This window comes from Nitrospiria bacterium (assembly GCA_036397255.1).
GTDB lineage: Bacteria > Nitrospirota > Nitrospiria > DASWJH01 > DASWJH01 > DASWJH01.
In genome coordinates, this window is sequence record DASWJH010000078.1 from 1 (window position 1) to 26,460 (window position 26,460).

21 protein-coding genes, 5 tRNA genes and 1 pseudogene are annotated in these 26,460 nt (G+C 43.1%); 10 read left to right on the forward strand and 17 right to left on the reverse strand.

The genetic code is table 11. From position 1 onward, the window contains the following. Window positions 1-223 precede the first annotated feature (223 nt). The gene (locus tag VGB26_10110; GenBank protein ID HEX9758140.1) at window positions 224-370 is read left to right on the forward strand and encodes a hypothetical protein; all 147 of its coding nucleotides are present in this window, start codon (window positions 224-226) and stop codon (window positions 368-370) included. A gap of 194 nt (window positions 371-564) precedes the next feature. Here the strand turns inward: VGB26_10110 and VGB26_10115 are convergent. The 5 genes and pseudogenes from VGB26_10115 to VGB26_10135 all read right to left on the reverse strand — a co-directional run bounded on the left by VGB26_10115 (window position 565) and on the right by VGB26_10135 (window position 4,033). Next, window positions 565-658 (reverse strand) — tRNA-Ser (locus tag VGB26_10115). A gap of 134 nt (window positions 659-792) precedes the next feature. Beyond that, window positions 793-883: transfer RNA gene (locus VGB26_10120), tRNA-Ser, on the reverse strand. Between the two features lie 33 nt (window positions 884-916). After that, window positions 917-1,417 (reverse strand): tRNA adenosine(34) deaminase TadA, encoded by a 501-nt coding sequence (gene tadA, locus VGB26_10125; GenBank protein HEX9758141.1) that lies wholly within the window; start codon window positions 1,415-1,417, stop codon window positions 917-919. A gap of 143 nt (window positions 1,418-1,560) precedes the next feature. After that, window positions 1,561-2,735, reverse strand: a pseudogene (gene purT, locus VGB26_10130) (formate-dependent phosphoribosylglycinamide formyltransferase). Between the two features lie 74 nt (window positions 2,736-2,809). Beyond that, a complete protein-coding gene (locus tag VGB26_10135; GenBank protein ID HEX9758142.1) occupies window positions 2,810-4,033 on the reverse strand; it encodes an SUMF1/EgtB/PvdO family nonheme iron enzyme in 1,224 nt (407 codons plus the stop codon). Window positions 4,034-4,331: 298 nt separating this feature from the next. Between VGB26_10135 and VGB26_10140 the strand changes: the two genes are divergently transcribed. Next, the gene (locus tag VGB26_10140) at window positions 4,332-5,492 is read left to right on the forward strand and encodes a PLP-dependent aspartate aminotransferase family protein (GenBank protein ID HEX9758143.1); all 1,161 of its coding nucleotides are present in this window, start codon (window positions 4,332-4,334) and stop codon (window positions 5,490-5,492) included. Window positions 5,493-5,505: 13 nt separating this feature from the next. Here VGB26_10140 and VGB26_10145 read toward each other — a convergent pair whose 3' ends face one another. Together VGB26_10145 and VGB26_10150 are read right to left on the reverse strand one after the other, a co-directional pair. Next, entirely contained in the window at window positions 5,506-5,919 is a 414-nt protein-coding gene (locus VGB26_10145; protein HEX9758144.1) for a hypothetical protein, read from the reverse strand. Window positions 5,920-5,969: 50 nt separating this feature from the next. Beyond that, window positions 5,970-6,164, reverse strand: a complete 195-nt coding sequence (locus tag VGB26_10150; protein HEX9758145.1) for a hypothetical protein — start codon at window positions 6,162-6,164, stop codon at window positions 5,970-5,972. 373 nt (window positions 6,165-6,537) lie between these two features. Here VGB26_10150 and VGB26_10155 point away from each other — a divergent pair, with 373 nt between their 5' ends. Next, the gene (locus VGB26_10155) at window positions 6,538-7,041 is read left to right on the forward strand and encodes a sigma-70 family RNA polymerase sigma factor (protein ID HEX9758146.1); all 504 of its coding nucleotides are present in this window, start codon (window positions 6,538-6,540) and stop codon (window positions 7,039-7,041) included. A 59-nt stretch (window positions 7,042-7,100) separates the two neighbouring features. Here VGB26_10155 and VGB26_10160 read toward each other — a convergent pair whose 3' ends face one another. Further along, window positions 7,101-7,436: a PilZ domain-containing protein gene (locus VGB26_10160; protein ID HEX9758147.1), complete on the reverse strand. Its 336-nt coding sequence runs from the start codon at window positions 7,434-7,436 to the stop codon at window positions 7,101-7,103. Window positions 7,437-8,190: 754 nt separating this feature from the next. Here VGB26_10160 and VGB26_10165 point away from each other — a divergent pair. After that, entirely contained in the window at window positions 8,191-8,652 is a 462-nt protein-coding gene (locus VGB26_10165) for a rhodanese-like domain-containing protein (protein ID HEX9758148.1), read from the forward strand. Window positions 8,653-8,673: 21 nt separating this feature from the next. Further along, the gene (locus VGB26_10170) at window positions 8,674-11,157 is read left to right on the forward strand and encodes a diguanylate cyclase (protein ID HEX9758149.1); all 2,484 of its coding nucleotides are present in this window, start codon (window positions 8,674-8,676) and stop codon (window positions 11,155-11,157) included. 148 nt (window positions 11,158-11,305) lie between these two features. Here VGB26_10170 and VGB26_10175 read toward each other — a convergent pair. From VGB26_10175 to VGB26_10185, 3 genes are all read right to left on the reverse strand, one after another. Then, a tRNA-Arg gene (locus VGB26_10175) sits at window positions 11,306-11,382 on the reverse strand. Then, complete coding sequence (locus VGB26_10180) at window positions 11,373-11,954, reverse strand: hypothetical protein (protein HEX9758150.1); 582 nt, start codon at window positions 11,952-11,954, stop codon at window positions 11,373-11,375. Before VGB26_10180 ends, VGB26_10175 begins: the two co-directional genes overlap by 10 nt. Before the next feature lie 96 nt (window positions 11,955-12,050). Further along, window positions 12,051-14,414 (reverse strand): YfhO family protein, encoded by a 2,364-nt coding sequence (locus VGB26_10185; protein ID HEX9758151.1) that lies wholly within the window; start codon window positions 14,412-14,414, stop codon window positions 12,051-12,053. Between the two features lie 251 nt (window positions 14,415-14,665). Between VGB26_10185 and priA the strand changes: the two genes are divergently transcribed. After that, entirely contained in the window at window positions 14,666-16,972 is a 2,307-nt protein-coding gene (priA, locus tag VGB26_10190) for a primosomal protein N' (GenBank protein ID HEX9758152.1), read from the forward strand. 469 nt (window positions 16,973-17,441) lie between these two features. Here priA and VGB26_10195 read toward each other — a convergent pair. Continuing rightward, a tRNA-Leu gene (locus VGB26_10195) sits at window positions 17,442-17,526 on the reverse strand. 337 nt (window positions 17,527-17,863) lie between these two features. On the opposite strand from VGB26_10195, the gene VGB26_10200 reads away from it, so the two are divergent. The 4 genes from VGB26_10200 to nagZ all read left to right on the forward strand — a co-directional run bounded on the left by VGB26_10200 (window position 17,864) and on the right by nagZ (window position 21,589). Continuing rightward, on the forward strand, window positions 17,864-18,451 hold the full coding sequence (locus VGB26_10200) for a radical SAM protein (protein ID HEX9758153.1): 588 nt from the start codon (window positions 17,864-17,866) through the stop codon (window positions 18,449-18,451). A gap of 5 nt (window positions 18,452-18,456) precedes the next feature. Beyond that, the gene (locus VGB26_10205; GenBank protein ID HEX9758154.1) at window positions 18,457-18,900 is read left to right on the forward strand and encodes a hypothetical protein; all 444 of its coding nucleotides are present in this window, start codon (window positions 18,457-18,459) and stop codon (window positions 18,898-18,900) included. Between the two features lie 98 nt (window positions 18,901-18,998). After that, complete coding sequence (locus tag VGB26_10210; GenBank protein ID HEX9758155.1) at window positions 18,999-20,504, forward strand: leucyl aminopeptidase; 1,506 nt, start codon at window positions 18,999-19,001, stop codon at window positions 20,502-20,504. Next, window positions 20,501-21,589: a beta-N-acetylhexosaminidase gene (gene nagZ / locus VGB26_10215; protein ID HEX9758156.1), complete on the forward strand. Its 1,089-nt coding sequence runs from the start codon at window positions 20,501-20,503 to the stop codon at window positions 21,587-21,589. The genes VGB26_10210 and nagZ overlap by 4 nt, the downstream gene beginning before the upstream one ends. A 12-nt stretch (window positions 21,590-21,601) precedes the next feature. Here nagZ and clpX read toward each other — a convergent pair whose 3' ends face one another. From clpX to VGB26_10240, 5 genes are all read right to left on the reverse strand, one after another. After that, on the reverse strand, window positions 21,602-22,855 hold the full coding sequence (clpX, locus tag VGB26_10220) for an ATP-dependent Clp protease ATP-binding subunit ClpX (protein HEX9758157.1): 1,254 nt from the start codon (window positions 22,853-22,855) through the stop codon (window positions 21,602-21,604). A 28-nt stretch (window positions 22,856-22,883) separates the two neighbouring features. Beyond that, on the reverse strand, window positions 22,884-23,486 hold the full coding sequence (gene clpP / locus VGB26_10225; GenBank protein ID HEX9758158.1) for an ATP-dependent Clp endopeptidase proteolytic subunit ClpP: 603 nt from the start codon (window positions 23,484-23,486) through the stop codon (window positions 22,884-22,886). Between the two features lie 85 nt (window positions 23,487-23,571). Continuing rightward, window positions 23,572-24,864, reverse strand: a complete 1,293-nt coding sequence (tig, locus tag VGB26_10230; protein HEX9758159.1) for a trigger factor — start codon at window positions 24,862-24,864, stop codon at window positions 23,572-23,574. 279 nt (window positions 24,865-25,143) lie between these two features. Then, window positions 25,144-25,231 (reverse strand) — tRNA-Leu (locus VGB26_10235). Window positions 25,232-25,474: 243 nt separating this feature from the next. Continuing rightward, a complete protein-coding gene (locus tag VGB26_10240) occupies window positions 25,475-25,945 on the reverse strand; it encodes an AraC family transcriptional regulator (GenBank protein ID HEX9758160.1) in 471 nt (156 codons plus the stop codon). Window positions 25,946-26,460: the final 515 nt, after the last annotated feature.

The following is a 26,460-nucleotide window of genomic DNA, read 5'->3' on the forward strand; positions in this document are numbered from 1 at the left end:
GAATGACGAACTGGATTTTGCAGGAACCTCTAATACTTCAAAGGCTTCAACCACAGAATGACTTTGACTTGACCCTTGCCCTGTATGGACCTTAAACACTTTTTAACAATTTTTACCCACTCGATTTCACGAAGACCCTTATTTTGAAACTCCAAAAAAGAGATTTTCTAGTTGACCGGGAAAAGGAGAAACCTTACACTTCATTCTATCTAGGAGATTGTTCATGAAAGAAATGCTTAAAGATGTTTTTTGGGGAATTGCAATTTTGCTGGTGGTGGTGGGAGTCTGGCTGGTGTTGGCCCTTTTAGATAGAAGACTCGACGACGGAACTCAATTTGAACTGCCAACCTGGATGAGAATTTTTGGATAAACCCATTGCAATGGAGGTTCCCGCATTCCTTTTTTCCTCAGTTAAATCCCTGTGAACCTGGATTTCTATTAGGATCGCCATTGAGGGAAGGTTTCTCCTCATATAGAAACCCTCATTTCTATATTTTTTTTCATAAAAATTTTTTTCCAAACGGATTGAAGATTTTTGTTTTTGAATCTCAGTTTTAGAAAAAATGGCGGAGAGAGGGGGATTCGAACCCCCGAGGTAGTTATTAGCCACCTACACGATTTCCAATCGTGCTCCTTCAACCAGCTCGGACATCTCTCCGGAAAATGCGTGGCATTGACGTTTAGCCCATACCTTTAAGCCAACCCTTAACTTCCCGCTGTATAAGTGTCTTGAATTTTAAAATAAAAAATCTTTTTGCCAAAAGCCAACGTGAGTGCCCCAAGGGGGAGTCTTGGCGGAGAGAGAGGGATTCGAACCCCCGATGGAGTTTCCCCCACACCTGATTTCGAGTCAGGCGCCTTCAACCAGCTCGGCCATCTCTCCGCACACTCGGATTAAAATGGGTAATAAAACACTTTAAGAAATAACCGATCTTCGTTCTTCAAAAAATTGCATGATCAGAGTACGGCAATCGTCCTCTAAAACTCCCCCCTCCACCTGAGATTGATGGTTTAACCGAGAATCGCGAAGGATATCGTACAATGACCCTGATGCACCCCCTTTTGGATCCCAACACCCAAAGATGACTTTTCTAACCCGCGCTAAAACCACTCCCCCCGCACACATACAACAGGGCTCCAAGGTTACATACAGTGTGGCATCGTTTAAACGCCATCGCTTTAATACTTGAGAAGCCTGCTGAAGGGCCAAAATTTCCGCATGGGCAACCGGGTTATTTATGGTTTCCCTTAGGTTATGCCCACGGCCTACCACCGTTCCATCCACCACCACAATGGCTCCCACAGGGACTTCCCCTTTTTGGTAAGCCTTTCGGGCCTCCTCCAAAGCAAGCCTCATAAAGTGGTCATCAGTCAAATGAATCTTATCCCTCCCCGCATCCTTTATCAAAAAAAACAATAATTTTTTAATCCCCTTTTAACACGAAGGGAGGAATATAGCATAGATCCCTTGATTTTGCCAAGGTTCTCAACATCGATTTAATAAGGAAGGCATGCTGAATAGAGGAGAAAAATGGTTGAAGAAAAAAGAAAACCAAAAAATCAATAGTGAACCTTAATCAATGAAGCCGCTTTGATTGCTAAATCACGGGCAGCAAATGGGTCGGGCCCGGGGGCCAGGACCACCCCCAATCTCCTTTTCGGCTTGCAGTCCGGCTTCCCAAAAATTCTGACCTGAACCCCGGTCATGGCCAGGGCATCGGAAATGTCGTAGGAAGGAGCCACGGCTTCCTGGTCGGCGAGGATAACCGCCGATCCACCGGAAGTCCTCAGCACAGGATCATGAACCGAAAATCCTAAAATGGCCCGTACATGAAGGGCAAACTCAGAGAGATCTTGGGTAATCAGGGTGACCAAACCCGTATCGTGGGGCCTTGGAGAAACCTCCGAGAAAAAAACCTCATGACCCTGAATAAATAGCTCCACACCAAAAATGCCAACCCCCCCCCCAACTCCTGAGTCACCAGGGCTGCAATCTCTTGTGCCCGGCCAAGCACAACAGTCGGCATGGGGTGGGGCTGCCACGAATAACGGTAATCTCCATCGACCTGGGTATGTCCCACCGGAGGGCAAAAAAAGGTTCCGTTTTTGGCCCGAACCGTCAACAGGGTAATCTCATAATCAAATGAAATAAAAGCCTCTAAAATGACCTTTTGTTTCTTCCCTCATCCCGCATCCATAGCATAATTCCATGCGTTCAGAAAATCCCCCGAAGTTCTGATCACAGACTGGCCCTTTCCGGAAGAAGACATCACTGGTTTCATCACACAGGGAAAACCTAAATCCTTCCCGGCTTTCTCCAAGTCTTCAGGATCCTCAATGAACCGGTACCGGCTGGTTGGAATTCTTAATTCTTCTGCAGCGAGCCGCCGTATCCCTTCCCGGTCCATGGTTAAACGAGTTGCCCGTGCGGTAGGAATCACTGTATAGGAATTTTCGATTTTAAGAAGAACATCCGTTGCGATGGCTTCAATTTCTGGAACGATCAGGGTGGGGTTTTCTTTCCTAATGACCAACTCTAGTTGCTGTGGATCCAGCATGTTAATTACATGAGAACGGTGAGCAACCTGCATGGCAGGAGCGTTGGGATATCGGTCAACAGCAATCACTTCTACCCCAAGTCGCTGCGCTTCGAGGGCCACTTCCTTCCCAAGCTCGCCGGAGCCCAACAACATCAGTCGAACGGAAAGGTCAGAACAGGGAGTTCTCAAAATCATCTCTTTGTCCCATTTTGAAGGGCAGACCTAAAGAAAAGAACCACAGACTAACCCTCCTCCAACGCTCTTTGCAGTTAGGCCTCCACACACCGGAACCCCGCATAGACATAAGGATAGGTTTCCCGAAACCAATTACGGAATGACCTCCGCATCAATCGGGATTCAGTTTGCCAGGAAGCCCCTTTCAACACAAAATGAACATCATCAAAAAACCGGGATGAATAACGGGGATAAAAAGAAAAGGGTTTAAACCCTTCAAAGGGTCGAAATGGAGTGGAAGTCCATTCCCAACCATTTCCCAGAAGCTGGGAAACATTAAAAGCACTATCCAGCTCCGGGGTGGCCGAAACGGGAACGGGGTCCCAACGCCGAAAGTCAATTTCTCCAATTCCCATATCGGAAGGAGGTTTAGTTCCCCACGGATAAGGCCGCTCCCGCCCATCAGGGGTTCCATAAGCCGCCCGATGATATTGTGCCTCAGTCGGTAAATATTTTCTTACCCATTGTGCATAGGCGGTTGCTTCCTGATGGGTAACATAAACCGGCCAGTCTAAGGGAAGGGGAACCTCCCCAAACACGGTACGGCAAAACCACTTTCCTTTGCGATCAACCCAAAAAAGAGGAGGGTTTACTCCTTCCTTGACAAACTCCAAGAACTGGCCATTGGTCACTTTATACTTTTCTATTGCAAAGGGGGGAACCATGACTTGGTGCTCACCAAATTCATTATCCCACCCGAAGCCATTTCCTGGGTTTTTTCCTAAGGTGGCAAACCCACCAGGGATGTGGATCATAGAATGATTGGCGGAAAACCCCTCCAACTTTTTAGGTAAATAGGACAGGGTTTTTTGGTCATTGGACAAATGATGGAGAATATAGGTTAAGGTTTCAAAATGCATCAACCGGTGCTCAAGGGCTACCTGTAGTTTCACCTCTGAGATATCTTTAATATTCTCATCAATAATCCGGCGAACCTCTTTATTGTATTGGCGGACCTCAGGAACAGATGGCCATTCCGATGACCGATCTTGAGGAAGCTGACCCGGAGGAGGATCAATCCCAAAGGCAAAGAGTTCATCTAATTCCGGCTGTGAGGATTTTAAACCAAGATCTTCATAACAGACCATATTCCAATCAAAGGCTTCCAAATGTCCCAAATAAAAAATAAAACGATGACGTTCTGGAACGGGTCGTTCATAAAAAGAGTCCGGGCAGATTAAAGAAAAAAAACCATCCGTATAGGAACGTGCACTTAAAAAAGATCTTTGAACTTCTTTACGGGTCTCTTTAAAATCCATTAGACAACACCTCAAGGTAAAAAAATAATGATGGTTCCTTCTCCTGGCTGGGGGGCGCTTTTAAAGGTTTTAACGTTACAATGAAGCCAAACAAAATGTCAACCCAAGGCCTTTTTCTATGAGAAAAACCCTCTACCCTGTACCGGTTTTCCTTTAAAAAAAGGACCATTCAAATATTTTCCTCGATTGACATCTCCTCCAAAGGACGGTACGCTTAAACACCATTGAGTGGAAGCCCCTCTCAATCAAGTTCCCCATCCTCCTCAAAACCATTGAACTAGAAAAAAGGATTCAAACCATGCGATTTGAAACAAAAGCCATTCATATCGGGGAAGAACCGAATCTTAAACCGGGGGGGTTCGGCGATGTGGTTGCCCCCATTCATCTTTCATCGACCTACGCACGAAAAGAGGTTGAAAAGCCCACGGGGGGTTATGAATATTCCAGGGCACGGAATCCTACACGGGAGGCTCTTGAAAAAAAATTAGCCAGTCTCGAGAATGCGAAATTCGGTTTAGCCTGTGCATCAGGAATGGCGGCTGAAACCATTGTGGCACTCTCCTTATTAAAATCTGGGGACCATGTTATTGCCTTTGATGACCTTTATGGGGGAACCAAACGGTTATTTAATAAACTCCTGGCAACCCACTTCAACATTTCTTTCAGCTATATTGATCTTAGAAAAATGGAAGCCCTGGCAAAGGCAATTAAAAAGAATACTAAATTAATCTGGATAGAAACCCCCACCAACCCTTTACTAAAACTCTGTGACATTCAATCCATTTCCAAAACCGCCAAAAGGAACAACCTCAGGCTCGTAGTCGACAACACCTTCATGTCTCCTTATTTTCAGCAACCCTTGAAGATGGGAGCTGATATAGTGGTCCATAGCACAACCAAATACCTGAATGGACACAGCGATTCAGTGGGAGGCGCCATTATGAGCTCCCATCCAACCCTCCATGCCCAATTAAAATATATTCAAACCGCAACGGGAGGCATCCTCTCCCCTTTTGACAGTTTTTTGGTCCTCAGGGGAATAAAGACCTTAGCGGTCCGCATGAAAAAACACGAAGATAACGCACTTCAAATTGCAGGTTTCCTGCAAACCCATTCAAAAGTAAAAACGGTCCATTATCCAGGATTACCCATTCACCCCCAGTATGCTTTGGCCCAAAAGCAAATGTCGGGTTTCGGGGGAATGCTTTCCTTTGAGCTAAAAGGAAACTTTCAAAAAGCTAAAAAATTTCTCGAAAATTTAAAAATTTTTTCTTTGGGTGAAAGTTTGGGAGGGGTTGAATCTCTCATCGAACACCCGGGAAAAATGACCCATTCCGCTCTTCCCAGGGAAGAAAAAAGAAAACTAGGGATTTCCGATTCCCTCATCAGAGTTTCGGTAGGAATAGAAGACATTCACGATTTAATTCACGACTTAAATAACGCTTTTCAAAAAGTCTAAAAAACCTTTTTTCCTATTTTCGTGAGGATTTGACATTTTCTTTGAGCTCTTGAATATTTTTATCCATTTCGGTTATTTTTTTAATCATTCCTAATGCCTTTTTATCCTCTAGGTCCAAAGATTTAGAATGACGCCGCATCAAAAAATAGACCCTTCCCCCCAATTCAGCAAAAGATTTCTGTAGTTTCATCTGGTTCAAATATACCTGGGACTGAAACCCCGCCTGTTTACCCAGAGAAATGGTTTTCTCTGCGGCTTTCTCAGTCCCTTTTTCAATCACTTTCATAGCCGCCTGTAGTTCTTTTTTGGTTTTCCCCCAAACGGAATCGAGATCATCCAGTTTCCTTTTTCCTGTTTGAAGCAGCTCTTTCGCCTTCTTTTTCATATCCCAATGCTCTGGCTCAGACGGTTTTTCCTCTTTTTTCATTCCACCCTCCTCAGCATAATAGCTGTAAAATGTTCGTCAAACGATGATACTCAATTCCCTTTTAAAAGCATCTCGCCCAATTCCTGCAATCGGTTGAAATAATCCCTTCCCTCCCCTTCCAATTCCGGAAGAAGGGTATCTAATTCACTCACGCAATTTTTTAGGATTTCAATACGATGGGAATGCAATTTTGTGTCGGCTAAAAAATCTCGAACGCACCCTGTAATCACCGAATCTAAGGTCATCAGCTCGCCCTCATGAGGCCCTGTTCCACCCGGCCAGGGGGCCTCACAGTACTTTTCCCAAATAGGTATTAACCTCTCCATAGATAATGTTAAAGTTACACCTACCCCCAAATCTTTGTCAATCAGGGACCTTTCAGTAATATTTTCTCCCCAATCATCGTGTTATCCACCCATCATCTAAGAATTTCAACAATTTTATCCAAGGATCCTTCTTAATGGGACAGTACCTCAATATTTTATAACGTATTGAATTATTTAGTTAAAACTAAACAACCCCTTAATTTATCCAACCTGGTGTATTTCAATGGAATAGAATCCACCTATAAACTGTTTATTAACCATATCTTAGACAAATGAAACACAGGAGCTTTTTGTGAAAGATGAAAACCGTAGGGTGAAATTTGAAGCTCAGGTCATTATTTATCAAAATGATTTAAAAGCCTTTGCCCAAACTTTAGCAGGCAATTGGACTGAATCCAAAGATTTAGTTCAGGATACCCTTTTGAGGGCGTTCGTATTTTTTGATAGGTTTGAACCGGAAACACAATTAAAAGCATGGCTTTTTACCCTGATGAAAAATATTTATATTAGCCAATACCGCAAAAAAATCCGGGAAGCCCTATTCCATTCCACCTTACATTGGAGCACAACACCTCAAACCCCAGAGGCAATGATCTTGAGGCATGATATCCAGACAGCAATCCAAACTTTGCCCGGCCGTTTTCGCACTTTGATCATTCTTAAAGACCTTAATGGGTATGGGTGTAGAGAAATTGCGCTGATGTTGGATTGTCCAATCGGTTCAGTAATGTCTGGTCTATCCAGAGGACGAAGTCGGTTACGGAATTCTTTAACCTCCTATAGGAAAGAAAAATGAATTGGCTTTCTAATAAGACGTTCGAGCGGAAATTTCTGGAAAGGGAAGAAAAACCTCTCTCACTTTAACAACTCTTCCATCAGAGCCATGGTAACACTGTGGTCTTGAGGGTTCAGGTTTCCAAACTCAATACCCCAGGCTGTCATAGAACCCACGTTCCTTTTCCAGGCCACATTGCCCCATAAAGTCTCCGCAACTGTTTTACCTCCATTACCCTCTAAATACAATGTAATTTCTACCTGTCCCTCAAAATCTTCCTTTGTATAAATAGCCACCCCGCCATAGCTGAAATTAATAATGTAGGCTTCTATCGGTGTACTTTGTGTGGGTGTTTTAAGGGATGCCAGGGCAATGTAGCTGATCCGCTTAAATGTCCTTGGTGTTTTCTTAAGCATTTTTTCATTTCAATACGATTTTGGAAAAAAGTCAAATTTAAAATGAACACCGTTAAGAAGGTAAAAAAACTAAATAATTTTTTACAAGGAATGAATATTGAAATCCTAAAAAAATAAAAATTCCAAATGTTGTGGATCAAGATTTAAGATTCTTTTTAAATTTTTTAAAAAAAAGGGTCTATTTAAATCCTCTCCCTTCTTATTGTCCACAAAATTTGTGGAAAAGACTGTTGAAAACTTCAAAAAAATTGAATAAAACTGACATTTGATCGAGGGGAAAGACCAGATTGCCTAAATTTTAGGCGTTTATTTATCATTAAAAACAATATGTTATTAAATTCTCACTTTTAATTTCCCAATCGAACCTACATGAAACGGAGTTATCCACCTTTTTTTCCACACTGACTTGTTGCATGATAAAAATCAGATACAAGATATTGGGTTTTTTTTAAAAAATTTAAATTTTTGTACATAAAATTACTTATTAAATATTGGCCTAATACGCCATTTTTATTCCCCTCTCCCAAGAGATTCTTAAAACCGATTCCATGGGTTAACTACGACCTTTTTCCTCAAGGTATACCCAAATAAAAAGGAATCAATAAAAACACTACTCTTTGAAAAGATTCCTTTTTAAGCCTTTAAGACCACTATAGCCTATATTAGAACCCTTGTTGACGGCTTAAATTTGAGAGGTATACTTAAAAATTATAAATTAACCATTAGATTATTTTTGTATTAAATTGGATATAAAATGATATATGCCAAGGTTTTGGGAAGACTCGTTAATTCAATTATTTTGAGTATGTTTTTCGCTTCAAGCCTTTATGGTGAACCCCCTCAGGATACCCCCCCGCTTCTTGAGAAGGTTACCCTTGTCACCGCAGAGGAGGCATGGAATTTGATGCAAAAAGGAGTATCAATCTTTGATGTGTGGGTATCTCATGAATATGTGGAAGAACATATCAAGGGTGCAGTTTCCATTCCCTATAAAGAAAAAAGCAAAAAACGAACCAACTATGATCCAAATTTAGACCGGTTTGATCTTTCTAAGCTACCTCATAAAACAACACCCATTATTTTTTACTGCAATGCCGGAAAATGCTGGAAAAGCTATAAAGCAAGCAAAGCCGCCGTAGAGGCTGGATACACCAACGTCTATTGGCTTCGAGGCGGAATTCCCCAGTGGAAGAAGAAAAACCTTCCTGTGGAATAGTTCTGGACACTTCTTATCCAAATGAAAGACTTGAGTATTAAAAAACGTTTATATATTGGGGCCATGTTAATGGTTTTTGCCATGTTATTCCTTCTAGGCCTGAATTTATTCAACATGTTGCGGGCATCCTATTCCTTAGAGACGGTTTATGAAGCTCATGTCGTTCCCACCTTTGCCTTGCTTGAGATGGACCGGCAAATTAAGGAAATTAGGTTTAGACTGGCGGAGCATGTGATCAATCAATTGCCTGCAGTGGGAAATAGAAATCAGCTGAAGGAAGCGAGAAAAGAAATTAAACAGGCTTGGGATTTATTTAAAAATAAAAACACCAACCGGAAACTTCAAATTGGAGAAAATGAAAAAACCCTCATTGCCGCTATTGATGAAAATCTTTTTAAAGCGGAGAGCCTATTTGACCGATTGGATGGGATTTATTCCCTGTATGAGCAGGAAGGGGCTTTTTTTCTATTGGAGGATGAGTGGCCTTATGTAATCCATCAGGGGTTGCTAAAACCCATTTCACAACTGCTTCCTATACAACAAGGCAACGTTAAGAATATCTACCAAAAAAATACCGCACAGTGGAATTCCATGGTGATGGTTGCTGTCGTTTTTTCAAGTCTTTTCATAATGGCTTTGACCCTGCTGACCGCCAAGCTGGTTTCGGCCTTTACAGGCCCTTTGGGTATGGCTGTTGAGATCACGGGCCGAATTGCCGAAGGGGAGATGGATACCCCGATACACGTACAATCCCGTGATGAAATTGGGAAGCTGTTGGAATCCTTTTCCCATATGCGGGATCAAGTACGTTCCCGCCAACAACGGTTGGAAACCATCTTGAATACCGCTGCTGAGGGGATCATCACCTTCGACTCCACAGGAATGATCGAGAGTTTTAATCAGGCCTCTGAAAAACTGTTTGGCTACCATCAAAAAGAAGCGCTTGGAAAAGATATCGGTCATCTGATCCTACCCCTGGACAAGTCAAAAAGGGGCGAAGGTGAACTGGGGCACTTTCTGTCTTCTGATCTTCGAAATTCAATCAAAAACGGTGATGAAATTCTCGGAAAGCGCAAAGATAAAACCTTATTCCCCATGGATCTGAAGGTCAGCTCAATGGTGCTTCAAGAAAAGCCCTTATTCACCGTACTCATATCAAATATCACAGAGCGAAAGCAGGCCCTTGAAGCATGGGAGCAGGCTAAAGGGAAATTAGAGGCTCGTGTGGCGGAACGTACCGCGGAAATCTTTAAAACAACCGAAAAATTGATGGCAGAAATCTCGGAACGGAAGCAAGTTGAAAAAGCCTTAGAGGAACAGGCCATCCGTGATCCTCTTACCGGACTGTATAATCGTCGGTTTTACAACACCCGCATCGCCGAGGAAATTTCCCGGGCAAAACGCAATGGAAAAATGATGGCGGTTATGATCTGTGATCTGGACCGTTTTAAGTCGATAAACGAAACCCATGGTCATCATAGAGGGGACGAGGTGTTAACCGCCATCGCCAACATTATTTCAAATTCCATTCGCGGAGCGGATTTAGCCTTTCGATTGGGGGGAGATGAATTCATAGTGGTCTTGCCGGATGGTAGCCGCGATGGATTGCTCGTGGTTGCGGAGCGCATTCAAAAGCGTGTTTCCCAACTCCGGGAAAAAGACCATTCGGAAGTGGGCATGAGCATTGGAGCAGCCCTGTACCCGGAACATGGAAACGATCCCGAGGAGTTGGTTCGTCTCGCTGACCGAGCATTATACATCGCAAAAAAAGGAGGAGACAAGATTCACATCGGGGAAGAAGAATATAGGCTAGATGATCAAACCATTCAAGTGGTGTTTCAACCCGTAGTCGAAGTACGCTTAGACAAGGTCATGGGCTATGAAGCTTTAAGCCGAGACCCTCAAGGGAAGTACAGCATCTTGACCCTTTTCAGAAGGTATCATGCCATTGGTCAACTCCATGAGTTAAAATGCCTTTGCTTTCGTTTGCAGATGAAGGCCGCCCAAGAAGCTGGACTGGAGAGACTGTTTCTCAATGTGGACTTTAATGTATTAAAGGTCCTTGACGTTCCGCCCAAGCCCACCGAGATGGAAGTGGTTTTGGAGATTTCGGAAAGTGAGGCATTGGATGACGTGGAGGATCATCTGAAAGTAGCCCAAAAATGGAGAAACGAGGGGTATAAATTCGCCATGGATGATTTTGGTGCCGGCTTTATTTCCCTGCCTTTTATCGCCCGGTTGGTACCGGATTACATTAAACTGGACCGCGCCACAGTGTTGCAAGCCGTATCATCCGTTAAGTTCAAAGCGGTCTTGAAGGACTTAATCCACGCTTTGAGGAAAACCTCAACGGATGGAATTATTGCGGAGGGGATTGAAACAAAGGAGGAACTTGCAGTGATTAGGGCCATGGGCGTTTATATGGTACAGGGATATCTCTTTGGAAAACCGCAAGTGTTAAAGGAAGCCTCTCCTGCTACTGCTAAAATCGATCAGAATATCTAAGTACTCCACAAAATACCGATTCAAACCAATGGCAGATAATCCATTTCTTGTTTTATGCCTCACTCTTTTTTCTTTGTCCTACCCCCTATGGGGTCGACATCCTCGACTGCTAACCCAGAAGGGGGTTCAATTGATTTTATTTTAGCGCTGGTGCGCCCAGAGGGATTTGAACCCCCGGCCTACAGATTCGTAGTCTGCCGCTCTATCCAGCTGAGCTATGGGCGCGTGTCGGTTTCGGTCGGAATGGCCCCTTTTAATAAAATCCGGTATTGGTCATGCTGAAAAGGGTGAATCGTAGGAAACATAGAAAAAAGCCATCCATCAAAAATAGGTTTTCCATCTTCAAAGATGTTGACATGTACAGCGGGGTTACTCAAATCGTTTGATGCAGAGGTAAAGGTGGATTCCTGTATTTTTAAATCCGGCAAAAAATCCCCTACCTGAACGGTGAGTTTTGAATCGGGAACTACCAATCGCTTATTTAAATTAACAACGAATTCTTTACTCTTATTTTTAACCTTATCATCCACCATCAGTCGGACCGCTTTCCATTTTCCTTGGACCTCTTTTGGAACCACGGTGGGACTATTCCCTTGAAGGGGAGGAACCATCGGCTCCATTCCCTGGGTTAAAGGAGGATGATCAGATGGCAGGGATGGAGTTTGGGAAGGAGGGGACGGTGCCTCGGCTACCCCTTTTTGTTTTTCTTCCTTTGGATTACACCCCATGGTGAAGAAGAAAACCCCCAAAACAATTATCCCAAGGGTTTGATGAAAATTTTTGATGGGATGTGCCATTTTTCTCTTGTGACCTCAAAGAAATTAAATAAAAAATCCATTCTAAACCAAACTGCGAACTATTGTAAATATAAAAGGATTTTTCATCTTGATGCCTCAACCAAAAAGAATTTTCTGTTTTTTCAAATCTTTTCTTCTCTTCCAGGTGAATATCCCATAGCCTACTAATAACAATAGGGTGAGGGTAGATATAGATCCCCCAATTCTAAAGCTGAAAGGGTCATAGATAAATTCAATCCGGTGTTCCCCCTTCTCAAGGAAAATGCTTCTTAAAGCATAATTAGCCTTTAACACTTTTTTCTCTACCCCATTATCAAAAGCCTTCCACCCGGGGAAAAAGATCTCTGATAAGACCAAAAATCCCGGGTGATCCAATTGAACTTTAAGATGAATGCGGTTCGGTTGGTGGGAGGTAATGGTAACCTCTTGGAACTTTCCGGAATGCCTTAACTCCTCAAATGGAATCTCCAAAATGACTGTTTCCTTCGGGTTCAACTGCCTCAGGGCATTCAATATTTGATCCTCCCCGGACACCACTATGGCATTGGGGACCATAAAAGCACGGGGAAAGGCTTTTAGATTTTCATAGATGAAAACCTCCTTTTCCTTCGACCTCTCTTTAGGGGGATAGACAGAATGATGAACCAACAGGAAACCAGAAAGGCTAATCTCATTGCCAGTGATAATAAATCGCGCATTTAAGAGGTCTAAAAGGTGTCTATTTTTAATGGCTTCTAGAGGATAAAGCGGCATATCTGCAATAGAAGGTTTGAAGTCAGGCGCTTCCCAAATGAGGCCGTAGAACCTCGCATAATGATTTAAGATGGCTGATGAATACCCCCCCAAATTCTCAATGTGTGACCTTCCTCCAATATGCTTGAAAAGGTCCCCGGCTTGATCGAGAACCCGAAATTTTCCTTCCATTTGTTCAAGAAAGGTGACTGAGTGGGTCTTTTTAAAATATCGCGCAGGGTCCACGGTTTTAATTAATGGCATTCCATGGAACCACAGGTCAAATAAAATGACCGCAACCAAAACGGGTTTTCCCATGGTTTGGAACCAGAGGGGAAACATCTTGGGTTTTATTTTTTTTAGTAACAACAAAATAGAAACCAGAACCAAAAGATAAAATAAAAACATACTGGGAATATTGATTTTTAAATAAACAAACAAGAAAAACCCCAACCCGCTGATCATAGCAAGGGCAAATAAAAACTTTTTTTGAATGCCCCTTACTTTTTCATCCTTTGGTTCTAAAAGAGACTGGGCCCCGTACCCCGCCAATATCGAAAGGGCAAGGGCAAAAAACCAAAACATTCTCGGGGGAGTTTTAAAAAGACCGAACCCCGGAAAATAATTATGAAACAAAGGATAAAGGGGGGTGTACCGGCCCATGGCAAAAAGGAGGGAAAAAATGGAAACACCAGCCCAAAACAGCACATTGGGATTTCTTCTATAAACGCAAATGGAGAAAATGGATAAAATGAGTGGTAATACCCCCACATAAAGAGTCGTCTCAAGGAGCATGTTGAGGTCTCCTTGATAATCGAGGGGAGTCCCCAAATTGTATGGAAACAGCAGGCGGATCAGATGCTCGGGGACCATGTGAATTCCGGAGCGTTTAAAATGCAAACCCTCTGAGCGTAACCAATAAGGAATCCCCTCTATCATGGGAAAAAGTTGAACCGCTGACAGGGCAAGGGCGGTTAACCCCGATAGAAAAAAAAGGGATACCACTTGAATGGCCTGGATTCTTAATCCCTGGTATAGAATCTGAAATACCCTGAAAAAAAGGTAAAGGACCAGAAAAAAGGAAAGATAAAAAATCATTTGAACATGGCCCGCAAGAAACGAAAACCCCAGGACCAGCCCGGTTAGAAACGAATACCCAACACTTTTCCGTTGAATGGTTAATTCAAGGAATAGAAAGGCAAATGGAGCCCAGGCGGCTTGGGTCAAATGGGGAAGGTGTCCCGAGAAAACACTGGCTACAAACCGGAGGCTAAACATTAACGTTAAGGCAGAGACAAAAGAGGAGAAGGGAGAGAGGCCCCAAGCCCCCATTAAAAAATAAAGCCCAATTCCTGCCACTAAAGAAGTGAAAAGAAACGAAAACCCAAAAACAAAATCTGTCGGAAAAAGATAAAACAAAAACTGAAAAGGGTAGAAAAGGGTATCCTGCCCGTGCCCCAAAAAAGGCCTTCCCCCAAAGGAGAATGGATCCCAAAGAGGAAGTTCCCCCGTCTTTTTCAAAAATTCAGAGGCGAAAAATTTATCAAAGCTGAAATTCAAAACCGTGTCGATTCCAAACAGCATCTGACGAGGGTTTAATAACACACGCCAGAAAAAAATAAGGGCTAATAAAACCAAACTCCAAACATAAAAACCGTGCGCAGAAAAGGAAAAACCCAAAAAACGAAATTTATTTTCGGAAGGACTGGGGAGGTTGGATGGTTTCATTTTATTTTCTATTGAACTTAAAAATGGATAAGGTTTTTTTATATTTTTTGAATATTGAAGCGGGTTGCTTTGTATGGGTTTTCTACCGCCAGAGAGCCCCATTTACTCGGTCACCTTCCAAATGATTAGGAATTTATGGATAGATTTCCAAGATTAAAAAAGGTATTGTAACATAAGCTTTTTATGATTGGTAAAAGGTAAATTCAAATCCCAATGTTGTATAAATTTCAAAATTTTACGTTCAGAAAAAAATGACCCACCCCCCCCCTGTAACTCTTGTCGAGGTGGCTATCCCCCTCCGTATCTCAAGGCCGTTTCATTATACCGTTCCGCCACAATTAACGGGACAAATAAAAAAAGGGGTGGGCGTTCGGGTGCCCTTTGGGCGCAAGGAGGTAACGGGTTTTGTGGTGGGTTTTCCCAAAGATTCCCCTATCAAGGACCTCAAAGAGATTCAATCCATTCTTGGTGACGTCCCTTTTTTTAATGAAGAGCTTTTAGCGCTTTTTTTATGGGTCTCCTCCTATTATTGTGCCCCTTTAGGCCAGGTTTTAAAAACAGCCCTCCCTTCCTTGGCTCAGGCTGGGACTGTACAAGATCGGTGGTTTGAATTAATTTTGAATCACGAAAACCAAATTAACTCCCTCTTCCCCCCTAGAAAAAAGACGGATCGTCAGACCGAACTTCTTCATTTTCTCCTTGAACTCCAAAATCCTTTCTCTGTGGATGATATGTTGTCCTCAGGATTTTCCAGATCTACTTTAAACGCTTTGGTTCGAAAAGGCCTTGTCAAACCCGTAAAACCCACGGGATCACTATTTCCCGCAAAAACAGTCTCCCCACTGCTGACCCAAAAGAAGAGCGCTTCCCTAAATCCCGATTTGGGAGAAAACCCTTCCCCAACAAAACCAGTCCAAGATATCCCGGTTCCCTCTCAAGAGCAGCAAAAGGCAATTGATGAAATTAAGAAAGCCATTCTTAAAGGAGGCTTCAACCCCTTTCTTTTAGAAGGAATTACCGGAAGCGGAAAAACCGAGGTTTACATCCATGCCATCCAGGCCACCCTTCAGCAAGGCAAAAAAGCTCTTTTTTTGGTTCCAGAGATTGCACTGACCACCCAATTGATTGAACGGTTGCGGTCCAGGTTAGGGGAACCGGTGGCTATTTTTCACAGTGGCCTCTCACCCCGGGAGCGTCGCCACGCCTGGAGTGGAATCCAAACAGGGGAGTTTCGGGTGGCCCTTGGGGTTCGTTCGGCGGTCTTTGCCCCCTTTTCTCCACTAGGTTTAATCGTTATTGATGAAGAGCAAGACGCTTCCTATAAACAGGGTGAAGGCCTTCGCTATCATGCTCGCGATGTTGCCTTGATGCGGGCAAAAAAAACCGGGTCCGTGGTCATCTTGGGTTCGGCCACCCCTTCATTGGAAACCTACCAAAATAGTCAACTGGGGAAATATGGACATCTTTATTTAACTCATAGAGTTGATCATCGCCCCCTCCCGAAATTTCAAATCATTGACCTCCGGGATCACTCCCAAGACGATGCACTTCTGTCTCCCCCTCTCTTAAAAGCAATCAATGACCGCTTGGAAGCTGGGGAACAAATTCTTCTTTTTCTCAACCGGAGAGGTTTTCGGCCCGGCCTTCTTTGCAGAGATTGCGGCCATACCCTCCGCTGTCCCAACTGCAGTGTGGGATTAACTCTATATAAAAAAGGAACGGTGCTCTGCCATTATTGTGATTTCGAAACCCAGCCACCGGAGGGTTGTCCCGAGTGTCATGGAATTCGTTGGGGAGGAGTTCGCGGAGGAACGGAAAAGTTAGAAGAAGAGGTTCGTCTCAATTTTCCCAAAGCCAAAACGGTCCGAATGGACCGGGACACGACCCGGAGAAAAAATGCCCATGGTGACATTTTGAAACAAATGGCTGATAGGCGGTGCGACATTCTTATTGGGACACAGATGATCGCCAAAGGCCATGACCTTCCTGGGATCACACTGGTGGGAATCGTATTAGCGGATGTAGGACTCACTCTTCCTGATTTTAGAGCCTCCGAACGTTTGTTTCAGGTGGTCACCCAAGTGGCCGGCCGTTGCGGGCGTGGGTCCCAGCCTGGAGAAGTCATTATTCAAACCTTTAATCCTAAGGAAACCACCCTTCTCTTTGCCGCAAATCACCAGATCGAACCCTTTTACCAACAGGAACTTGGAAACAGGAAGGTGGCCCTATTTCCCCCCTATTGCCGTCTTGCTTTACTGGTTTTTCAAGGAAATCGAGAGGAGGGGGCCTACAATGGGTCCGTCACCGTTAAACAAATTGCCATCAACATTCAAAACGCTTATCCAGTGCTCCCAAAACATGGAATTGAAATTTTGGGCCCGGTCCCCGCTCCCATTGGCAAAATTCGAGGAAAATATCGATTCCAGCTATTAATCAAGGCAAAGAGGGCAGGAGATTTACAACAATTTTTGAAAAAAATACTGAATGAAGCCCAACTCAAACCCCCTGCTCAAGGGGTGGAATTTTTTGTGGATGTTGATCCACAATCCTTTCTTTAAGGTGGCTTTTAAAAATCAAAAGGACGGCAAATAGAAACGGGATGGGTTAGGGAGCGGATTGGACAACGCTTGGCTAGAAAAATGGAAAACGGGGCTATCCGATAATAATTCCGGCACAAAAAAGCCCCATTGAAACCCATAAACCCAGATTTAAAAATTTTTCTTTTTTCATAGGAAAAACCTTTCGGTTAGTTAATCTTGCAAAAACCTTACCTTCCCGCTTCAAGGTTAGGTTAATAAAATTTTCATAAAATTCAATTAGTTACAAAAATAAAGGTAGGAAGGTTAAAAAAAATTTGACTAAAAAATGCTTGAGAGTAACAAAAATTGTCAAAAGAAATAGGAATCGAATAGGAAGGCTTAATGAAAAAAGTTGGTACCGAAGGGGGGGCGCCCCCTTCAAAAACCCTTTGAAGTAAAAGTGTAAAAGGCCTGCAAAAATCTAACAAAGAAGAAAAGGAATTTATGTTGGTGCCGAAGGGGGGATTTGAACCCCCATGGGTTTCCCCACACGCCCCTCAAACGTGCGTGTCTACCAGTTCCACCACTTCGGCACGGAGGCATCTTATAAAAGACACCGGGAAATTGTCAACTGAAAAGGGACTATATCCAAATGAACCACCTTTCCTTTTTATCCCCAAAGCCTGTATTTTTCATTTTACCATTTTAAAAAATTGGGCGGGGAAACACATATTTTTTACCGGATTAACATTCGGCCTCACCATTATCTGCGTTTACCCAAGACCCCTATTTTTTCCATTTTTTGATCACGCGTTGACATAATTTCAAGGTTTCAGATAAAATCCTATCTTTTAAAGGTTTTTGAACATTGGTGTTTCCTGAATGAAAATCAATGAAATTTATAGGAGCATACAGGGGGAATCCACCCACATGGGACGCCCGTGTATTTTTGTTCGAACAACGGGTTGTGATCTTCGTTGTTCATGGTGCGATACCGCTTATGCTTTTTACGAAGGCCGGGAGATGACCATTGACCAAGTAATGCAACAGGTGGAACACTTGGGAAGTTCTTTGGTTGAAATTACAGGGGGAGAACCCTTGCTGCAAGAAGAGATCTACCCCTTAACCACACGGCTTCTGGACAGCGGTTTTGAAGTTTTAGTTGAAACCAACGGAGCTCATCCGATTGAGTCCATGGATAAAAGGGCCAAGATAATTTTAGATTTGAAATGCCCCGGGAGCGGAATGAGCGAAAGCATTCGATGGGAAAACCTTACTCATTTAAAAAAAAGCGATGAAGTCAAATTCGTCCTCGCCGATCGAAGGGATTTTCATTGGGCCTCTTCAGTCATTTTCAACCATTCGTTGTCTGCAAAATGTACCGTCCTTTTTTCACCTGTTTTTGGAAAATTAGACCCCCAAGATTTGGCCCAGTGGATACTAGAGAGACCTTCCCCTGTCCGGCTTCAAGTACAACTTCACAAATACATATGGCATCCAGATAAAAGAGGAGTCTAGATTTTATGAAAAGTGAAAAACTTGAAAAGGTGGTGGTCCATTACCAGGATAATAAAATCCTAAAGGGATATATTCAACCCTTTCAATTGCCCAACGCAGAGGCCTCTTTTTCCAGGGAGGAAAAGAATCCAACCGAAATTTTAAAAATTCCATTAAAGGAATTGAAAGCCATTTATTATGTCAAAAGTCACGAGGGGAACAAAACCTACAGGGAAAAAAGAAGGTTTGGATTGACCTCATCCAAAGGGAAAAAGGTAATGATTAAATTTAAAGACCGGGAAATTGCGTGTGGATTTGTAACCGATAATCTTCCTTGGATCCTGGGGAAAAACCAACCTGATCCAGACCCCGCCCGATTTGGTTTTTTTCTTTTTCCTGCAGACCCTGAAAGCAATAACACTAAAATTTTTGTGTTAACAAGGGCGGTAGAAGAAATACAGGAATTTTAACTTTTGGGCGCAAATCCCTTTTTTAAATTTTTTAAGAAATGTTTTTCCAGTGATAAAAACCGATCCACTCACATCCATCAAAAAAAGAGGCCAAAAAGATGCAAATAAAAGTTAAAGAAGGATCACTGTTGAAAGAAAAAACCGATGTCATACTGTTGGAGCACTTTGAAGATGACAAACCCTTTGCGGGAGAAACTAAGAAGGTGGATTCACTGATGGGAGGGTTATTGAAGAGGGCTTTTCAAAATGGAGAATTTACCGGAAAAGTTTTTCAAAAAATCCTTTTTCATAACAGGGGGAAAATGGGCCCTCGAAAAATCCTTTGGGTCGGGCTGGGCAAGAAATCAAAATGGAATCTGGAACTCACGCGTCAGGTCATGGGAAAAGTTTCTGTGTTTCTTCGAGAACAGGGGGTTCAAAATTTTTCCACAAAAATCCTGGGTGCCTCAACGGGAGAAAATGATGTGATGGCCATTGCCCAAGCCATGACAGAAGGAATTATACTTAGCTTATACCAATTTAACGTCTATCATACCGAAAAAAAATTCGGCTTAAAAAAAATGAAACAGGTAACTATTTTAGAAGACCTTCAGCCCAGTAAGGTTCGTTCGGGGATTCAACGGGGGAAAATCATTGCAGAAGCCACCAACTTTGCTCGGGATCTGGGAAATCACCCCTCCAATGTCGTAACCCCATCCCGCCTGGCCGATGAAGCGGGGTTAATGGCGAAAACCTATGGATTGCGTTGCCAGGTGTTTAACCAAAAACAAATGGAAAAAATGGGAATGGGGGCGATTCTGGGGGTTTCAAAAGGGAGTTTGGAACCACCTCGCTTCATTACATTGGAGTATAATCAAGAAAAGCAAAAGAGAGCCCCTATCGTTATAGTGGGAAAATCCGTCACATTTGATACGGGAGGTATTTCATTGAAACCCAGTGCCGGAATGGAGCAGATGAAGGGTGACATGTCCGGGGGAGCAGCGGTACTAGGAACCCTGAGGGCCATTGCTCAACTCAAGCTCCCAGTTCATGTCATGGGAATCCTTCCCGCAGCAGAAAATATGCCTTCCGGCCATGCCATAAAACCGGGTGACATCCTAAAAAGTTATTCAGGAAAAACCATCGAAGTCCTCAATACCGATGCAGAAGGGCGTCTGTGTTTGGCCGATGCGTTAACCTATGGGTCCCATTTGAAGCCTCAGGCAATGATTGATCTTGCGACCCTCACAGGGGCCTGTGTGGTCGCCTTAGGCGAACACGCCATCGGGGCAATGAGTCGGCATCCCCAATTATTGGAGAAATTAAAAAAGGCAGGAGAACAAACAGGGGAGCGGGTATGGGAACTGCCCCTCTGGGAGGAATATGATGAACAAATTAAAAGCGATATGGCGGATTTAAAGAATATTGGAGGAAAGGGCGCGGGAACCATTACGGCGGGGCTTTTTCTTCAACATTTTGTTGGGAATACCCCATGGGTACACCTGGATATTGCAGGTACTGCTTGGGTTGAATCTGGAAAACCCTATTGTCCAAAAGGGTCCACCGGAGTCGGTGTTCGTTTGCTGGTGGATTACCTCACTCAAGCTTCCGAGGGGAAAAAATGAATGCTCAAGAAAAAATAGGACAAATGTTTATGATCGGTTTTGACGGGACGCATCTTCCCCAGGAAACCAAAAAATTAATTAAAGATTATAAAATTGGGGGGGTAATCCTTTTTCGAAGAAATGTGCAAGACCCTTCCCAACTGTTTGACCTTTGCAAAGAAATTCAGTCTCTTTCCAAAGGTCATCCCCCCTTCATTGCGGTGGACCATGAAGGCGGGAGAGTATGCCGCCTCCCTCCTCCCTTTACACAGTTTCCCAACAGCCTCGCGCTGGGCCGCCGGAAATCCTATTCCTTAACCTATTCCATGGCAGAGGTCATGGCCAAGGAGTTAAAAGCCGTAGGAATCAACATGAACATGGCCCCCGTTCTGGATGTCAACACGAACCCCCTAAATCCCGTGATTGGAGATCGTTCTTTTGGAGATAGTCCCACCCGTGTCAGTTCTCTTGGTCTTGCGGTCGTTGTGGGGTTACAAGATCATGGAATGATTGCTTGCGGAAAGCATTTTCCAGGACATGGAGACACTTCCATGGATTCTCATGAGAAATTACCCACGGTTAACCATTCTATTGAACGTCTGCAGGAAGTGGACCTAAAACCTTTTGTTCACGCCATCTCCAATGGGTTGAGTTCCGTTATGACCGCCCACGTCCTTTATCCCTCCCTTGATGCAAAATATCCTGCTACCTTATCCAAAAAAATTACACATACCCTGCTTCGGCAGTCCTTGGGGTTTGAGGGAGTAGTGGTCTCAGATGATATGGAAATGGGGGCCATTTCCCATCACTGGGAAATGGGAAAGGCATCGGTCAAGGCCATTTTAGCGGGGGTCGATCTATTACTGATTTGTCACGAATCAAAACGCCAAATCGAGGGAATGGAATCGGTTTTCCGGGCAGTGGATTCCGGAAAAATTCCCCAACACCGGTTAGAAGCTTCCCTAAAAAGAATTCTCCTTTTAAAAGACCGCTTTTTGAAAAAAGAAAAAGGATGGACAAAAAAACAGGCTATTCAAACGGTAGGGTGCTCACAACACCGACACATCTCGGAGCGCATTAATACCCAGGTGGCACTCCCATCTTAAATGCTACTCCCCTTAGGCGGATTTAATCCCTTTCTCGTTCTCGTATAAAAGAATAGGACTTCCTAGGTTGTTGATAAAGTCTTCGGTAATCACACACTCTTTGACGTTGTTCTGAGAAGGAATTTCATACATTAAATCCAACATCACCTCTTCCAGGATGGCCCGAAGGCCCCTGGCTCCTGTTTTTTGGGCATGGGCTTTTCGCGCAATGGCCACCAAAGAGCTTTCTGTAAATCTGAGTTTTACTTTTTCAAAGGAGAACAGTTTTTCATATTGACGGATCAATGCATTTTTGGGTTCAGAAAGGATCCGAATTAAAGCCGCCTCATCTAAGTTTTCCAAAGTGGCCACCACGGGTAGACGTCCAATGAATTCAGGAATCAGGCCAAATTTCAAAAGATCCTCTGGTTGAACAAAAGAAAGAAGATCTCCAACCTTAGGGTCCTCTTTTCCCTTGATTTCCGCCCCAAAACCCATCACTTTTTTATTCACCCTCTGCTCGATTATCTTTTCTATCCCCATAAAAGCCCCACCACATATAAAAAGAATGTGACTGGTATCTACCTGAATAAACTCTTGTTGGGGATGTTTTCGGCCCCCTTGAGGAGGAACACTGGCCACGGTTCCTTCAATCAGTTTAAGAAGGGCTTGTTGAACTCCCTCGCCGGAGACATCCCGTGTAATGGAAGGATTTTCATTTTTGCGGCTAATTTTATCCACTTCATCAATATAAACAATCCCCTGCTCCGCTTTATCCACATCATATTCCGCGGATTGCAACAACTTTAAGATTATATTTTCAACATCCTCTCCTACATAACCGGCCTCCGTTAAGGTGGTGGCATCTGCTATGGTAAAGGGGACATCCAAAATTTTTGCAAGGGTTTGGGCAAGAAGGGTTTTTCCCGTACCAGAAGGGCCTATCAACAAGATATTGCCTTTGTGTAGTTCAATATCATCCGCCTCTGCTTTTGACGAAATCCGTTTATAATGATTATGGACTGCCACGGAGAGGACCTTTTTTGCCCGATCCTGGCCAATGACATAATGGTCGAGGATTTTTTTAATCTCTGCGGGTTTGGGTAGCTTAGAAGAGACTTCGGCCTTCTCCTCTTCCCACTCCTCTGCGATTATGTCATTACACAGATCAATGCATTCATCACAAATGTAAACGGTAGGACCCGCAATGAGTTTTCGGACTTCATCGCGATTTTTTCCGCAAAATGAACATCTCAATAACACATCACCCTTTTCCTGCTTGGGCATCCTTCCCTCCTTATTGAAAGACTAGACCTTACTTTTCCTTTGTTTTCTCTCTCTGGGATCGACTAATGATCTCATCTACAATTCCATATTCCTTGGCTTGAGCCCCAGACAGGAAATAATCCCGCTCTGTATCCTGTTGGATTTGATTTAAGGGCTGCCCGGTATGTTTGGCCAATATCTCATTTAATCGCTCCCTCATTTTCAGAATTTCACGGGCATGAATATCAACATCCGTTGCTTGTCCCTGAAATCCCCCCATGGGCTGATGAATCATGATCCTTGAATTGGGCAGTGCAAACCGTTTTCCCTTCGCCCCCGCGGCAAGGAGGAGTGCACCCATACTGGAGGCTTGTCCAATACAAATCGTAGAGGCCGCCGGTTTGATATACTGCATCGTATCATAAATGGCCAACCCGGAGGTGACCAGTCCCCCAGGACTATTAATATATAGGTTAATATCTTTTTCGGGATCCTCTGACTCCAGAAAGAGCAATTGTGCAATAATTACATTGGCAAAATTATCATCGATAGGGGTCCCAATAAATATGATTCTATCTTTGAGAAGTCGAGAATATATGTCATAGGCTCTTTCCCCTCGATTGGTCTGTTCAATGACCATAGGTATTAGCATACTGATACTCCGTTTTTATTTTTGGGTTGATGGTTAAATGCAAAATATATTTTGGAGGTTTTCATAAAAAACCGCCTTTGCAATTCTATCGTGGATTCTCAGAATAAGATGCTTTTGAAAGAACAAAAGAAAGGGCCTTATCCTCCAGAAGCCGGGTTCTCAAATCTTCCTTTGCATTTTCATTTGAACGAATATACCGGCGAATGTCCCCAATTTCGTGTTTGGTTTCTTGGGCCATCTTGGTTAACTCGCCCTCGATTTCCTGGTTGCTAATTTCCATTTTTTCTAGATGAGCAATTTCTTGTAAAATCAATCTTCCTTGTATTCGTTCCCGTGCCAAAGTCAAATATTTTTCACGGACAGGGGCCCATTGGGGGTCGGATGGGTCAAATGGTTGACCCTGTTGCTTAAACTGCTGTTGCAGCCGATAAAGCATGGAGGATAGCTCATGCTCAATTAAGGAAGGTGGACTCTCCATGGGGTGTTTTTCAATTAATTGTTGGATGGCTTGATTACGAAGATCAGACTCCATATCCTGCTTAGCTCTTTCCTCAATTCCCTTTCTTAGGGCTTTTTTCAGTTCCTCCAATGTGGCATATTCACCCACATCCTTGGCAAACTCATCATCCAAATCGGGGAGATTTTTTACCTTGATCTCCCGAACCACCACATGAAACTCGGCTTCTTTCCCCGAAAGCTCCTGGCGATGATAATCGGGGGGAAAAGGAATGGTGAATTGGAGTTCATCACCCTTTCTCCGACCAACTAGCTTCTCCTCAAAACCCGAAATGAGTTTATGAGAGCCCACTTGAACCAATAAACCTTTGTCCTGTCCCCCCTCAAAGGGTTTGCCATCCACCTGACCTTCAAAATCAATTAAAACAAATTCGTCGGTTTGAACTTCATGGGATGGGTCACAGGATACCAGTTGGCCATGAGAATCCTGAAGGGCCTTCAGACCGTCCTCCACCGCTTGATCTTGAATATCGATCTTTTTTCGGGTTAAGGGAAGGCCTTCATATTGAGAGAGCTTAATATCCGGTTTGGTCTCAACAGTGGCCGTAAACGAGAGAGGGGCATCCGGTTTCACATCAACCTTTTCGATGGTAGGAAGGACCACGGGTATAATCCCCTTCTCTTTTAATGCCCGCTGGTAATAATCAGGGACGAGGCGTTTAACCACATCGTGTTCCACTTCATGAGAGAAACGCTTCTCTAATAAATCAATAGGAACTTTCCCTTGGCGGAACCCGGGAAGCTTTGTCCGTTTTTTTAAATCAGAATAGGCACTTTCAAATTCTTTTTTAACGACCTCTTGGGGGACTTCAATTCGCAGGGATTTTTTAACGGAAGAAATATCCTCTACTGCAACCTTCATGAAGTGGTCCCTCATTTTAATTTAAAAAAACAAAAGATTATAAAAGTCATTTTATAGAGTGCACCCCATCTTGTCAATCAATTTACCTTTTAAAGAAAGAACCAAAACCCTTGGTTCCACCTCTTCATTGGTAAAATTTGTTGCAGACCTTTCAACCCTGTTCCTGAAAAAACCCAAATGGGAGAAACCAGGTAAAAAAAGAGAACGCCTTGTTACGGTGAAAAAACATCTAAATACAAGGCAAAAAAATCAGAATAAGGGAATAAAAAGGAATGAGGTTGGTGCGAGAGGGGGGACTTGAACCCCCAACCCGAAAATCGGGGCTAGATCCTAAGTCTAGTGCGTCTGCCAATTCCGCCACTCTCGCAAAGATTCTCCCATAAAAGGCTTTTTCCGAAGAGAAAAGTACAGGATCTTACCCCGTTTAAAAGTCTGCTGTCAAATTCTAATAAGAACCCCCGGAGAAAAGTAAATTAAAGGGTTCAACGATCCTTAATTCTTAAGAAAATTTCAAACAAAAATGATGCAAAAAAAATAAAACTCCCATTCTCTGAATCAGATATTCCTCTCGAATAAAAGGTAAGAAAAGGAAGTTGTTTCTTCGAGGGTTTTAAAACCAATCTTGCGGGAAATCATTTTCACCTTCTAACGATGCTTGGTGAAAACCTTGTGCGGTTTTGGAAAAAACCTTTTGAATTTCTGGGAAACCACTTTTCAAGAATTCCCTTTGAAAAGAAGGGTCTCGCATTCGAAAGGCTCTGGGTGAACACCCAACAATCCTTTTAAAATTTCTTGAAAAGATCTCGGGTTGGCTAAAACCGATTTCTTGATAAATTTCTTTTATTTTTTTCGTGGTTCGGATTAAAAGAACCAGGGAAATAAAAATTCGATAGTGAAGAACATATTCATGGAATGAAATCTCAATCTCCCTTTTAAATTTCCGGGAAAGATAGTCCGGATGAAGCTGAACCCCTTGAGCCACTTCTTTTAATCGTATAAATCCCCCAACGTTTTCATGTATAAAAGATAGGGTTTTTCTAATATTCAAGCTGATGGATGGGTCCTTTTCTTTTTTAACCAAGGGAACCTTTTTTAAATTTTAACCCTCAAATAACGAAATAGAATTTTCTCAACCCACCCCACATTTAGCTTTCGATCCCCTATCCTCAAACCAGTGCTGCATGGGATATTTAATTTTTTGGATTTCACATTGAATTTTTTAATTTAAAATGAATGATTCCTCCAAATAAAACAATGGTATTGTCATATCCAAAATGGATTTATCATGCTCGAAATTGACATTTCGCACTCCAGGTTAAACCAGGAAAAAGGTTTTTATTCCCCCCAGGATCAAAGGGGCAACGATTTTTTGAGTCTTTTTTTAGAATGGGGCGAAGACAAAGATTGAAATGAATTTAAATTGGATGCAATCTTTTAAAGGTTCCTTCTTTTTTTGGCTCATCGTGGAAGTGAGTGGGTAAAATTTTAAGGGTTGGATGTCGTAACGTTGCTTTTTCACGATAGAAAAAGGTGTTTATGGTAGGCAAGAAATCTGGCAAGATTGCCGGATGGAAAAAATCAGGCGATTGGTGGACG